General features: G+C 45.2%; 12 protein-coding genes. 8 read left to right on the top strand and 4 right to left on the bottom strand.

Annotation, left to right across the window (positions count from 1 at the left end; genetic code table 11):
- Positions 1-45: 45 nt before the first annotated feature.
- A complete protein-coding gene (shyC, locus tag HLM86_RS04305) occupies positions 46-1,332 on the bottom strand; it encodes a peptidoglycan DD-endopeptidase ShyC (RefSeq protein WP_170882294.1) in 1,287 nt (428 codons plus the stop codon).
- Positions 1,333-1,461: 129 nt separating this feature from the next.
- Here shyC and tyrS point away from each other — a divergent pair, with 129 nt between their 5' ends.
- Both tyrS and HLM86_RS04315 read left to right on the top strand, forming a co-directional pair.
- Positions 1,462-2,649: a tyrosine--tRNA ligase gene (gene tyrS, locus HLM86_RS04310; RefSeq protein WP_076586215.1), complete on the top strand. Its 1,188-nt coding sequence runs from the start codon at positions 1,462-1,464 to the stop codon at positions 2,647-2,649.
- Positions 2,650-3,139: 490 nt separating this feature from the next.
- Positions 3,140-3,985, top strand: a complete 846-nt coding sequence (locus HLM86_RS04315; protein ID WP_076586221.1) for a magnesium transporter — start codon at positions 3,140-3,142, stop codon at positions 3,983-3,985.
- On the opposite strand, the gene dacB is transcribed toward HLM86_RS04315, so the two are convergent.
- Both dacB and HLM86_RS04325 read right to left on the bottom strand, forming a co-directional pair.
- The gene (dacB, locus tag HLM86_RS04320; protein WP_076586223.1) at positions 3,946-5,391 is read right to left on the bottom strand and encodes a serine-type D-Ala-D-Ala carboxypeptidase; all 1,446 of its coding nucleotides are present in this window, start codon (positions 5,389-5,391) and stop codon (positions 3,946-3,948) included. The two genes, HLM86_RS04315 and dacB, sit on opposite strands and share 40 nt — an antisense overlap.
- A 100-nt stretch (positions 5,392-5,491) precedes the next feature.
- Positions 5,492-6,520, bottom strand: a complete 1,029-nt coding sequence (locus HLM86_RS04325; RefSeq protein ID WP_170882295.1) for a porin — start codon at positions 6,518-6,520, stop codon at positions 5,492-5,494.
- 522 nt (positions 6,521-7,042) lie between these two features.
- Here HLM86_RS04325 and greA point away from each other — a divergent pair.
- Positions 7,043-7,516, top strand: coding sequence for a transcription elongation factor GreA (gene greA, locus HLM86_RS04330; RefSeq protein ID WP_076586227.1), 474 nt, complete (start codon positions 7,043-7,045; stop codon positions 7,514-7,516).
- Between the two features lie 67 nt (positions 7,517-7,583).
- On the opposite strand, the gene yhbY is transcribed toward greA, so the two are convergent.
- Positions 7,584-7,880 carry a ribosome assembly RNA-binding protein YhbY gene (yhbY, locus tag HLM86_RS04335; protein WP_076586229.1) on the bottom strand — a complete coding sequence of 99 codons (297 nt, stop codon included), beginning with the start codon at positions 7,878-7,880 and terminating at the stop codon, positions 7,584-7,586.
- A gap of 113 nt (positions 7,881-7,993) precedes the next feature.
- Between yhbY and rlmE the strand changes: the two genes are divergently transcribed.
- From rlmE to HLM86_RS04360, 5 genes are all read left to right on the top strand, one after another.
- Positions 7,994-8,623: a 23S rRNA (uridine(2552)-2'-O)-methyltransferase RlmE gene (gene rlmE, locus HLM86_RS04340; RefSeq protein WP_076586231.1), complete on the top strand. Its 630-nt coding sequence runs from the start codon at positions 7,994-7,996 to the stop codon at positions 8,621-8,623.
- A 107-nt stretch (positions 8,624-8,730) separates the two neighbouring features.
- Positions 8,731-10,686: an ATP-dependent zinc metalloprotease FtsH gene (gene ftsH / locus HLM86_RS04345; protein WP_076586233.1), complete on the top strand. Its 1,956-nt coding sequence runs from the start codon at positions 8,731-8,733 to the stop codon at positions 10,684-10,686.
- 52 nt (positions 10,687-10,738) lie between these two features.
- Positions 10,739-11,569 (top strand): dihydropteroate synthase, encoded by an 831-nt coding sequence (folP, locus tag HLM86_RS04350; protein ID WP_076586235.1) that lies wholly within the window; start codon positions 10,739-10,741, stop codon positions 11,567-11,569.
- 24 nt (positions 11,570-11,593) lie between these two features.
- Positions 11,594-12,934 (top strand): phosphoglucosamine mutase, encoded by a 1,341-nt coding sequence (gene glmM, locus HLM86_RS04355; RefSeq protein WP_170882296.1) that lies wholly within the window; start codon positions 11,594-11,596, stop codon positions 12,932-12,934.
- Between the two features lie 132 nt (positions 12,935-13,066).
- Positions 13,067-13,465 (top strand): DNA polymerase III subunit psi, encoded by a 399-nt coding sequence (locus HLM86_RS04360; protein WP_076586239.1) that lies wholly within the window; start codon positions 13,067-13,069, stop codon positions 13,463-13,465.
- Positions 13,466-13,467: the final 2 nt, after the last annotated feature.

Genomic DNA, 13,467 nt, shown 5'->3' on the forward strand with positions numbered 1-13,467 from the left:
CCAAAACGAATGAAAAAAAACGCCGCGCTCTGCGCGGCGTTTGCATTAATGGGTAGCAAGCAACTGCCCATAGCGTTCGAGTTTTTCAAGTCTTAGCTTTGTATTTGCAATAAAGGTGCGTTTGGCTTTGCCTGTCAAAGATTTGGATTGAGGCAATTTTACTGTTCTGGGGTTCTTATGGGTGCCATTGACCAGAAACTCGTAATGTAGATGAGGTCCGGTAACCCTCCCGGTTCCGCCTAACGTACCGATCGTTTGGCCCTGTTTGACCCGCTGCCCTGTTTTCACTGAGCGCTTTGTCAGGTGAAGGTATTTGGTAATATAAGTATTGCTATGTCTAATAAAGACGTAGTTGCCATTAAATTGGTTATAGCTTGATTTCTGAACGATCCCATCGCCTGCGGCCCAAATTGGGGTGCCAACCGGAGCGGCGTAGTCAGTCCCTCGGTGCGCACGAACTTTTCCTGTCACAGGGTGCCTACGACGCGGGTTGAAATTGGATGATACACGACGAAAATCAAGGGGCGACCGTAAGAAAGCTTTTTTCATTGCTCGGCCTTTTTCATCGTAATAGTTACCCGTGTTATCGTCTAGAATCGCTTTAAAGGTATCGCCCTGATTGGAGAAAATTGCAGCGATAATTTTACCTCTGCCGACCACTTCCCCTTCTACGATTCTCTCTTGATATAAAATTTCAAAGTGGTCGCCTTTACGAATATCGAGTGCGAAGTCAATATCCCAACCAAAGATGCCCGCCAGTTCCATTATTTGATTTGCGGTTAGGCCAGCGCTGACCCCTGCATTCCAAAAATTGGAGGTAATATCTGCATTGGCGTAGTTGTATTGATAGTGAACGTCTTTTTTGCTCAGTGTAGAAGTAAATCCGTTGTCGGTTCGTCTGATATGGAACGTTTCATATGGGCTTAAGGGACGCTTTATTTCGACCAATTGGTTATCGGGGTCAAACCCAAATTGAAATGAATCTCCTGGACGAACTCGAGTCAGTTGTGTGTTGATATCTTTATTGGTGGTGGTCAGTTGATAAAGCAATTGTGAAGACAGTCCAGCTCGTTGAAAAAGCAAGGCCATAGTGTCACCAGAACCTATGGTGTGGTTCTGCCAGCTCACTAGCGCTGAATTTGGTACCGTGCTTGATGACATCAAAGCGTCGCGCTTGATATCAACAGGGTAGTACTCCCCGATTTTATACAAGGCATCATCGGGCCTCATAGTTTGAGGCGATGGTAAAAGGAGCGCAATGAGGATCAGCGCGCCGAATAAAGCGATACAAGCTTGGTGTATTCGGGGAAGCCGAGAAAAAATAGACAACATCGTATAGTTCGTTCTGCAAAATCATTAAAAATAGCAAGCTGTTTAGTCTAACTGGTTTCAAAAATCATCGCTATTCAAGTAAGATGGGAAATTATCAAATTTTTGCCAAATCTGTGGGAGTGAACAAGAATGGCGAGCATTGAAGCGGCACTGGCCGAAATTAAACGCGGCGTTGAAGAGCTAATTCCAGAAGAAGAGCTGATTGAAAAGCTCAAAGAAGGGCGACCTCTGCGCATCAAATTGGGTGCCGATCCCACTGCACCGGATATTCACCTTGGCCATACGGTGATTTTTAACAAACTGCGTCAGTTTCAGGAACTGGGTCATGAAGTCACGTTTCTTATTGGTGATTTTACCGCGATGGTCGGTGATCCTACCGGAAAGAACTCGACGCGTCCGCCGCTGAGTCGTGAGGATGTGCTTCGAAATGCGGAAACGTACAAAGAGCAAGTGTTCAAAATTTTGGACCCCGCTAAAACCAAGATTCAGTTTAACTCTGAGTGGTTATCGGAGTTAGGTGCTGAAGGCATGATTCGTCTGGCTGCGAATCAAACGGTCGCGCGTATGCTTGAACGAGATGATTTTAAGAAACGCTATACCGGCGGCCAACCGATCGCTATTCATGAATTTATGTATCCTCTTCTACAAGGCTGGGACTCTGTTGCGATGAAAACAGACGTTGAGCTAGGCGGGACGGACCAGAAATTCAATCTGCTTATGGGACGTGAACTGCAAAAATCAAATGGCCAGAAACCTCAATCTGTTTTGATGATGCCACTTCTTGTTGGTCTTGACGGCGAAAAGAAAATGTCTAAGTCGGCGAATAATTACATCGGCATCAGTGAAGCACCAAGCGAGATGTTCGGCAAGATCATGTCTATTTCCGATCAGTTGATGTGGAGCTATTACGAGCTGCTGTCTTTCCGTCCTTTACAAGAGATTGAGCAGTTTAAGACTCGCATCGACGAGGGGCACAATCCTCGTGATATTAAAGTTCTGCTAGCAAAAGAAATTATTACACGTTTTCACAGCGCAGCGGATGCGGATGCAGCAGAGCAAGAATTTGTTAATCGCTTTGCTAAAAACCAAATACCAGATGACATGCCAGAATTTGATTTTGAAGAAGGGCTGCCGGTAAGTAATCTTCTTAAAGAAGCAGGGCTATGCTCATCGACGTCAGAAGCGATGCGAATGGTTAAACAAGGCGCCGCTAAGATTGACGGTGAAAAAGTGGCTGATGCAAAGCATACGCCAGCGGTCGGAACGTTTGTTTTTCAGGTGGGTAAACGTAAGTTTGCTCGCTTAACTATCAAGTGATCGAATTATCCATTCAATAAAGGTCAAATAACTTTTGGCGAACGGTTTTAAAGTCCGGTATTAGAGGTCTAATATCGGACTTTAATTTTTTGAAGAGAAATTCTCTACCCTCGCTAGGTCGCAAGTTATTGATATTATTTGTTGACCCTCGCCTGAGTTTTTTGAGCAAAACTTGATAAAATTTTGCAGAAACCTGACGTGGCTCGTGAGCAGGTTCTGTTAGCATTCCCGCGCTGTCAAACTGACAGTTTTTTTGGAGTTATTTATGAACAATATCGACCATCCTCCTAGTATCAAAGGAGAAAGGTAGCCCGTTTGGTATTGGCGTTGTTCGTCTCTACCCTTGGGTAGAGTTATCCCCCCTTTAGGTTTTCTCGAATTTTTCTCCTCGTCTTCTAGAGTTCTGTTGTTAGTGACATTCATCGTGTTTTCAAACACGTTATCGCTTGCAACTTGATGGTCGTTACCACTGCCAATCGGGAGATTCGCCATGACGGTAATGAGCAAAACACATAACGAAACTATTTCGCACTTTTCTAATCAAGAAATTAGCGCCGCTCGCAAGGCTTTCTTGCAATACGAACAAAAGCAGCAAATTTTTTTACTTTCAGTAATGCCGATTGAAGAAGCGGTTGCAATACTGCGCGACTGCTCAATTGGTTTCGTTCAGCATCTCCTTATGGAGTTGGACAATGACGGTTCTGATAAGCGGGCACGCCACTATGCCCATCATTTAGGCTTTATTCATTCGGAAGTTGAAACATCAAATAATTATCTCAGTACGTCGGTCTGGGGCCACGTTAAACAGAGGATTGGTTGGATTATTGCCTTGGCATTACTCGGTATTGTATCCGGGTTGATTATCAACCAGTATGAAGACACTTTAAGTCAACTAATGTTGTTGGCTGTTTATATGCCAGTTATTGCAGCGGCAGGCGGTAATACTGGATCACAGTCAGCGACGCTTGTGATTCGTGCCTTAGCAACAGGATCACTAAAAAAGCGTCAGTGGTTAGCGGTTTTTTGGAAAGAGAGTCGTATTGCTGTCTGCCTTGCATCCGCTATCGCAACAGTGATGGTCATCAGAGTGATGTTATTTAGTGGTGATGCTTCCACAGGAGGGTTTGATCTTCAAACCATAGCACTCGCCATTGCGGTTGCCTTGTTTATACAAGTGACGATGTCGACCACGTTGGGAGGTTTGCTCCCCATCATAGCGAGAGCATTGAATCTGGACCCTGCCGTTTTAGTGAGTCCCGTGTTGGCTTCCCTCGTTGATATTTCAGGAATATGGATTTATTTCACTGTAGTGAACAAATTTTTAGGGATTGAGTGACTTAGCTTCACTATATCCTGATAGAAGAGGGTTTCAAACTTAGTGATTGGCGCTTCCGTCGGTTTTTGATCGGGCTTGGGTTTGGGGGGCAGGTAGTCCGCGACGTATTGTACAAACAAGGTTGCGGGTTTACCACTCGAGTCTAAACCAAATCCAGCCATATTATAGCTCCCATAGACGGAGCCACTTTTCGCAATAAAAGCCCCTTTTATAGGTTGTTGGCGCATACTCCGGCGATATTTTAGTGTCCCTGATTCTCCAGATACGGGCATCATCGCAATGAGATTGAGAGTATCATCATTGGCCCAGATATAGCGTAGGATCTGAGCCATTGACTGACTGGTTAAGCGGTTATTACGTGATAAGCCGGAACCATCGGCCAGAGGCGCGGCGTCCAAATTAACGCCCGTATGAGCAAAAATAATTTGCTTTATTGCTTTGGTACCATTGCTGAAACTACCGGGTTGAATATAAAATTTTGCCCCTAATGTTTTCGTGACATTGTCGGCGATCAAGTTGTCCGACCGTTTGAGCATGGTCTCGAGTAATTTGACTAAAGGAGGGGAACGGTGGGTCGCGAGTAAGGTCGTATTGTGCCGCTGTAGCGAACCGATTCTAACGCTACCGTTAAATGTTATATTCAGCTCCTTTAAGATATTGTGTAACATGCGTTGTGTGTAGAGTTCAGGATCTTGAACGGCAAACTTCAGCGGCAGAGGTTTATCTCGCTTCACTAAACAGCCATTTAACTGATAGTGGTTATCTGGGGAGGAGATCAGTTCCAAATCACATTGTGTACTGGTCTTTTGCTCTGTGGTGACACTTTTTGCCTGCGTTGTTACATAAACAGGATAGTGTTCAGGTACGTAGACTCTGGTGCGGCCGTCATCTTGTGTGTAGATGGAGGCTTGAACACAATTTCTATCCAAAGATATTGCCGCAGCGGGGGCACTGTAGCAAACGCCGAGTATGTCCCAAGGCCAACCAATGCCACGGTTGTAGCCTGTAAATGCTCGGTTATCTAGCCAGATGTCCCCACGTATTTCTCTCAACCCATTTCTTTTAGCAACCGCAAATAATTGCTTTAAATTTTTGGTTTTTAAGGTCGGATCGCCCGAAAAGCGTAAAGCAAGGTCATCGTCGGCTTTTTCCAATGTTGTTTCAAAATAAAAGTTATCCCCAAGCTCTAACTTTGCCGCCAGCGCGGTGACTAGCTTCAATGTGCTGGCAGGTGGGAAATATTGCTGACTATTGGATGTATCGAGCAGCGTATCGTTTTCGACAAGAGATTCAACAAGCAACGTTGCTCTGCTCCCATGGGGCAATTCACTGAGAGGGGCATAAGCAAACGCCTTAATTGGAGATAAAAAAAGGAAAACAATCAGGAACACGTTGAGTAGCTGCATAGAAAGCGCCATGTGGGTAGATTACAAAACAGCAGTATAGCGAGTAAAAAAAACGCCCGCTATAAGCGGGCGCTGAGATTTGCTTGGCTAAGCGACAAACTTAGAAGTCGTAGCGTAGACCCATAGCGATCTCATCTTCAGATTGGATCTTAGTTGCGTTGCTCGTTGTTGTTGCAACAGAGCCAACTTTATCCCCTTCACTGATAAGGTTGATGTTGTAAGAAACATAACCACGGAAGTTTGGTTTGAAGTAATAAGTGGCATCAAGAGCAACGTTGTCAGCAGAGGTCTCTTTGTTTGTTTCGGCGCTGTTGTAGGTTGTAGAAAGCACAGTTTGACCCATTGTGTAGGCCGCCGCTAATTCGTAACCAGTATAATCTACAGTGCTCTTAGAGTTAGAAAGCTGTTTCTCGCCATCTGTATAGATACCAGCAAAGTATAAGTCATTGATTGAGTATGATGCCGTCCCCATGTACTCGTTTGCTTCATCCTGAGTCGCATAACCTGCACCTAGCTTAACGCCTGTTTCACCGATAGCGTAGATAGCAGAAAGTGAGTAACCATCTTGGCCGTTGTCAGAAAACTGATCTGTGGCAACATCTTCAGTACGGTCAGCGAAGCGGTAGCTGGCTTTTAAACCAAGGTCAGAAAATTGACCACTGTAGCTAATCATGTTGTCTGAGCGATCCGCGACAGCGATCTTATCTGCGGCAGAGTTACCGTGGTAAGCCATGATATCGGTAAAGTCAGTCAAAACGCCCAACGCACCTTCATTCTTACCGTAAGTTACCTCACCGAATGCACCACCAATACCACCGTAAAGATAACGGCTAGTTAGGCTATCATTGCCTTCGTTGGCGTCTGCTTGAGATGCGCCTTGCTCGTTTGTGGTAAATTCGCCTTCGTAGAAACCGACACCGTAAAGATTGTCATTGATTTGTGCAGTGCCAAGGAAGTTTAGACGTACACGCGATTTGTCATCAGCTTTACCATCTTTGAGTGATAGACGGGCTTCGGCGCGGCCGCCCATTTCGATAGAATTTCCGTCCTGATTGTAAAGTTCTGCGGCGTTAGTGGCAGTGGCTAGTGCAGCAGCTGAAACTGCTAAAGCGATCAGAGTTTTGTTCATCTTATAAGTCCTAATTTACTGTCCATGAATACATTTTTTAGAGAAGTACGCTGTGATTGGCTTTTTTCTCTTTGTTTCGTCTCTGGCGTTTGTCAGCGCTGCCAATCAATGGCGCGTACATCAACAGCCGGAGAGTATTTGGTGAAGAATGTTTTACCGCCAAAGTTCCTCAATGAGTTAGTAAAACAATATAAATCCTCGTTGTGAACGGTGTTTTATTTCTGGTAAAAAATAATCAAGAATTTGTTTTTTAATAATTTTTTCGACAATTGCGCCGTTTAATTACATTTTTATTATTTATATTTTTTTACTTTAACGGCCTGATGAAAACGCCAATTGAGATAATTTCAATTATGAGAAGAAGGGAGAATGCTGCGTAAGTCATCCAGATATTGAATTGAGATGATTTAGTCGTTAAGTTTGTTTACACTAGAAGATATTGTTCAATGATCCCGTAACCCAATCCAATTGGACTGGGAGGGTTTTTTTTGTCCAAAGACGGCTTTGGCAATGAGGTAAATAATGGAAAAAGTCCCAATGACAGTGCGCGGCGAACAAAGGCTACGCGAAGAATTAGAACGATTACTTAAGCTTCGTCCGCAAATTTCGGAAGCGATTGCTGAAGCTCGTGAACTGGGTGATCTGAAAGAGAATGCTGAATATCATGCTGCGCGCGAGGAGCAGGGTATTTGTGAAGCTCAGATTCGTGATATTGAATACAAGCTTTCTATGGCGCAGGTTATTGATGTGACCAGTATGGAAAATTCAGGTAAGGTGATCTTTGGTGCAACTGTTAGCTTGATTGATTGTGATACGGAAGAAGAAAAAACCTATCAGATCGTGGGTGATGACGAAGCCAATATCAAATCTGGTCGTATTTCTGTCAGCTCACCGATAGCACGAGGGTTGATTGGTAAAATGGAAGGTGATGAAGTGGTCATCTCAACCCCTGGTGGAGATCGAGATTTTGAAATTGATAGCGTTCAGTATATTTAGAGCCTGAATGATAAGCAAAAAGGTCGCGATAGCGACCTTTTTGTATTACAGAAAATAGGGAACGGTGTTATTTGCGAGGTAACTCGATTTTACGTTCTTCGGTCTGGCGATACAGGACGAGTGTTTTGCCGATAACCTGTACCTTTTCTGCGTTTGTTTCACGCACTATGGCTTCAACAATCAGGTTTTTAGTTTCACGGTCTTCAGAAGCGACTTTAATTTTAACCAGCTCATGGTGGTTAAGCGCAAGGTCTATTTCCGCAAGAACCGCTTCAGTGAGCCCATTTGCGCCCATTAGCACAACAGGTTTTAGACTGTGGGCTAGGCCTTTTAGATGCTGCTTTTGTTTGGTGCTTAGATTCATTACGCGGCCAATTTTGTTTAATGTAAGGGTTGAAAAATACCATTTTAACGCCATCTAACCCTGAAGACTATAATTTATTGGGCTAGAGATCCCCTCCATTAGTTAGGAATCGAATGAGCAAACAAAAACATTCAGCCAGTTCTGGTCGTTGGTTGAAAGAACATTTTGATGATAAGTACGCGAATGAAGCAAGAAAAAAAGGCTACCGCTCTCGTGCTTATTTTAAAATGGAAGAGATCCAAACGAAAGATAAACTACTAAAAGCTGGTATGACAGTCGTTGATTTGGGCGCTGCACCAGGGGGATGGTCTCAATATGCTGCTAAAATAATTGGTGAGCAGGGACAAATCATTGCGTGTGACCTGCTACCCATGGATGCGATCGCTGGTGTGTCATTCCTTCAGGGGGATTTTCGAGAAGATTCTGTCCTTGAAGCGCTACTCGAGAGAATTCAACCAGAGATGGTGGATGTTGTGATGTCGGATATGGCGCCGAATATGGCGGGCAATTTGTCTGTTGATCAGCCTCGTGCTTTGTATCTTGTTGAGCTAGCTTTAGATATGTGTCGACAAGTTCTGGCGCCCAATGGTAGTTTTGTTGTAAAAGTATTTCAGGGCGAAGGCTTCGAGCAGTACGTCAAAGACGTTCGTGAGATGTTTAAGACCGTGAAAATACGTAAACCCGATTCTTCGAGGGCGCGTTCCCGAGAAGTGTATATTGTAGCCACTGGTTACAAAGGTTAACTATTTGTTCGAAAGCGCAGATGTTAACACCGTAGCTACAGGTAACAAACTGTAGTACCCTACCTTCAATTACAATTAGTTATCGCGAGGCTGACACCTTGAGTGACATGGCAAAAAATTTAATTCTGTGGCTTGTAATCGCTGTGGTTTTGATGTCGGTTTTCCAGAGCTTTGGTCCTGGGGACAATAACGGCAGAGCAGTTGACTACACGTCTTTTGTACAGGAAGTTGGCCAAGGCCAGATTCAGGAAGCAACGTTCAAAGGCGAAGAAATTACCTTTGTGCGTCGTGGCAATGGAGCACGTTTTGTGACTTACATGCCAGTATACGACCAGAAGTTGCTGGATGACCTGATTAAACAAAATGTGAAAGTGCAGGGTACCCCACCAGAAGAAGCAAGCTTACTGGGTACTATCTTTATTTCGTGGTTCCCTATGATTTTGCTGATTGGGGTATGGATCTTCTTCATGCGCCAAATGCAAGGTGGTGGTGGAAAAGGGGCCATGTCTTTCGGCAAGAGCAAAGCTCGTATGATGAGCGAAGAGCAAATCAAAACGACGTTTGGTGATGTCGCGGGTTGTGATGAAGCCAAGGAAGATGTAAAAGAGCTGGTGGATTATTTACGTGACCCTAGCCGGTTTCAGAAGCTCGGTGGTAAAATCCCCACGGGCGTATTGATGGTCGGTCCTCCGGGTACGGGTAAAACCCTGTTAGCAAAAGCGATTGCAGGTGAAGCCAAAGTTCCGTTCTTTACGATTTCAGGCTCAGACTTTGTTGAAATGTTTGTTGGTGTTGGTGCTTCTCGCGTACGGGATATGTTTGAGCAAGCCAAGAAAGCAGCGCCATGTATCATCTTTATCGATGAGATCGATGCAGTCGGTCGCCAACGTGGTGCCGGAGTCGGCGGTGGGCACGATGAACGAGAGCAAACATTGAACCAAATGCTGGTCGAAATGGATGGTTTTGAAGGCAATGAAGGCATTATTGTCATTGCCGCGACCAACCGTCCAGATGTACTTGACCCTGCCCTACTGCGCCCTGGTCGTTTTGATCGTCAAGTCGTTGTGGGTCTGCCTGATGTACGAGGTCGAGAGCAAATCCTGAAAGTTCACATGCGTAAAGTTCCGACCGCAGACGATGTCGAGCCTTCATTGATTGCACGAGGAACACCAGGTTTCTCGGGTGCTGATCTTGCCAACTTAGTGAACGAGGCTGCTCTGTTTGCAGCACGTGGCAACAAGCAGCTCGTCTCTATGGTCGAGTTTGAATTGGCTAAAGATAAGATCATGATGGGTGCGGAGCGCCGCTCGATGGTGATGTCTGAAGAAACTAAGGAATCGACTGCGTACCACGAAGCTGGGCACGCTATCGTCGGCCGATTAGTTCCAGAACATGATCCAGTCTACAAGGTGTCTATCATTCCACGTGGACGTGCTTTGGGGGTCACTATGTACCTTCCAGAACAAGACCGTGTTAGCATGTCTAGATTGCACTTAGAGTCTATGGTCTCAAGCCTTTACGGTGGACGCTTGGCGGAAGAAATTATCTACGGTGCCGATAACGTTTCTACCGGTGCATCGAACGATATTGAAAGGGCAACGGACATTGCGCGTAAAATGGTGACTCAGTGGGGATTCTCTGACAAGTTGGGACCACTACTCTATGCTGAAGATGAAGGCGAAGTCTTCCTCGGACGCAGCGTGACCCAAACTAAGCATATGTCTGATGAAACTGCGAGACTGATTGATACGGAAGTCAGAGGCATTATTGACCGCAACTACGCTCGCGCTAAGCAGATCCTTGAAGATAACATGGATATCATGCATGCGATGAAAGATGCGTTGATGAAATATGAAACCATTGATGCCGGTCAAATTGATGATTTGATGGAGCGTAAGTCAGAGATTCGTGACCCTGCGGGTTGGGGAGATACTGACAACAAACCTCAAGCAAAGTCGCAAAGCAAAGCTGAAGAAAAAACAGCGAAGCCAGTGGAAGATGACTCATCTGCACCGGCTGAATCCAGCCAAGAGCTTACCTCTGAAAAGAAAGATTCAGAGTAATCCTTTCCAATAGAACAAACCCCGAGGAAACTCGGGGTTTTTGTATATTCTTATGATCATTACTGCAAATAATAAAACCTTGAATTTGTCTTCTCCTCAGGTGATGGCAATTCTGAATGTTACACCTGATTCCTTCTCAGACGGTGGTCGGTTTAATTCGATTGATAAAGCGATGCGTCAAGTAGAACTCATGATCGAAGCTGGCGTAGGAATCATTGATGTTGGTGGAGAATCGACACGGCCAGGTGCTCCCGATGTCTCCTTAGAAGACGAACTCAGTCGAGTCATTCCGGTGATAAAGGCCATTCGAGAGAGATTTGATGTGTGGATTTCTGTTGATACGAGTAAGGCAGAAGTCATGCGTCAGGCGATTGCTGCTGGTGCTGACATGATTAATGATGTTAGGGCCTTACAGGAACCTGATACGATTGACGTTGTTGCAGAGTCTGGTCTGCCTGTTTGTTTGATGCACATGCAGGGTCAGCCAAGGTCAATGCAAGCGAACCCACATTACGACGATTTACTTGAGGAAGTGAAGGCTTTTCTTGTTGAGCGAGTTTCTGCGTGTGAAGCTAAGGGTATCGACAAGCAGCAGCTTATCTTAGATCCCGGTTTTGGGTTCGGGAAAACCCTTGAACACAACTATTTTATGCTTGCCCACCTTGAAGATTTTCATCAGCTCGGATTGCCCGTTTTAGCGGGAATGTCGCGTAAATCAATGTTATTTAAGCCTCTTGAGAAAACGCCTGAAGAATGTATGGCGGCGAGTGTCAGTTGTGCCACTGTCGCGGCCATGAAAGGAGCACACATCATCCGTGTGCATGACTTTGAACAGACGATTGATGCAATGAAGATTATCTCAATGGTAAAACAACACGGTTGAGAGCAAGAGAAATAAGGAATAAATATGTCTAATAAGAGACGTTATTTTGGTACTGATGGGGTACGTGGCAAAGTGGGTCAGTATCCGATAACACCGGACTTTGTGCTGAAACTGGGTTGGGCTGCTGGTCGAGTTCTGGCGAAGCAGGGCACCAAAAAAGTGATCATCGGCAAAGATACCCGTATTTCCGGCTATATGCTTGAATCGGCATTGGAAGCCGGCCTCGCTGCTGCTGGCTTACAAGCGACGTTCACCGGTCCTATGCCGACCCCAGCGGTGGCATATTTGACGCAAACGTTTCGTGCCGAGGCAGGAATCGTCATCTCTGCGTCCCACAACCCATATTATGATAATGGCATCAAATTTTTCTCTTCGGAGGGCACTAAGCTGGCTGATGAAGTGGAATTGGCCATTGAAGCGGAATTGGACAAAGACATTGAATGTGTTGAGTCACCCTTGCTTGGCAAAGCCACCCGACTTAATGATGCTGCAGGGCGTTATATTGAGTTTTGTAAAAGTACCTTTCCGTCAACCCTGAGCTTGTCAGGAATGAAGGTTGTGGTTGATTGTGCGCATGGTGCAACCTATCAGATTGCACCAGCCGTTTTCAGTGAACTTGGTGCTGATGTGATAGCCATGGGTGTTGAACCGAACGGGACCAACATCAACCATGAGGTGGGAGCGACGGATGTACGGGCATTACAAAAGCGCGTTTTAGAGGAACAAGCCGCATTAGGCCTTGCTTTTGATGGAGATGGCGATCGGATAATGATGGTCGATCATCTCGGCAACAAGATAGATGGTGACCAAATCGCGTACATGATCGCGCGTGATGCAATGCGCAGAGGTGAGCTAAAGGGTGGGGTTGTTGGCACGTTAATGACCAATTTAGGAATGGAAAATGGTCTGAAACAGCTTGGTATTCCTTTTGTGCGTGCTGCCGTGGGTGATCGTTATGTTATGGAGCAATTGCTGAAGAAAGGTTGGAGAATTGGCGCGGAAAACTCAGGACATGTGATTTTATTAGACAAGGTCACAACGGGTGACGCGATTGTTGCTGCTCTTCAGGTATTGGCTTCAGTTGTCAGCAGTAATTTGTCATTGTACGAACTCTCTCAAGGGATGACGCTCTATCCTCAGGTACTTGAAAATGTACGTTTTTCTGGTGAATCAAATCCTATGGAAGCAAAGGCGGTAACGGATGCTGTGGCTGCCGTTGAAGCTGAGTTAGGTGAGAAAGGACGGGTATTGTTACGAAAATCCGGTACTGAACCTCTGATAAGAGTCATGGTAGAGGGTGAAGATGCCGAGTTGGTCAAAATCTCAGCTGGGACAATTGCACAAGCCGTCAGAGCGAGTTTTTAAATCTTGATGGTGCGATTTTTTCTTTTGTAGGAAAGAGAATCGCTTGCTAAAAGTGAGCATTTCGCTAGCTATCAATGCTCGGCTGCACTGTGCTAGGATTGGCGTAGCATTGTTAATATGAAGAGTAAGGTTATGAATCAAGACGACCCGTTGTATTTACAAGAAATGGGTATCCAAATGTACGTTTTGCATCACCCTGAGAGATTGCAAGGCTATCAATCGTCAAATATTCATTTACCTGATGATTGCCGATTGCTGGTTGTTGCTCCTTCATTGCCGCAAGATCGCAGCGCTCAGTTTTTTGAACGTGTCTTGAAAAGTTTGGATTTATCCATTAACCAGTCAAGGCACCTTTACCCTGAACAAATTTATCAACTTGGTGACCAACATCAAGAGTGGGTCTGGTTTGCTGGGTGTGAGCATGATCCCCGTGTAATGGGGAAAGTGCTTCAGTCTACCGATTTGAACTCGATAGAGGGTAATCATCAACACAAAAAGTTTTTGTGGCAGCAAATTTGCTCTTATCAGTAAAC

The sequence above is a fragment of the Vibrio ostreicida genome (assembly GCF_013074385.2).
In the GTDB taxonomy this organism is placed as follows: Bacteria; Pseudomonadota; Gammaproteobacteria; order Enterobacterales; family Vibrionaceae; genus Vibrio; species Vibrio ostreicida.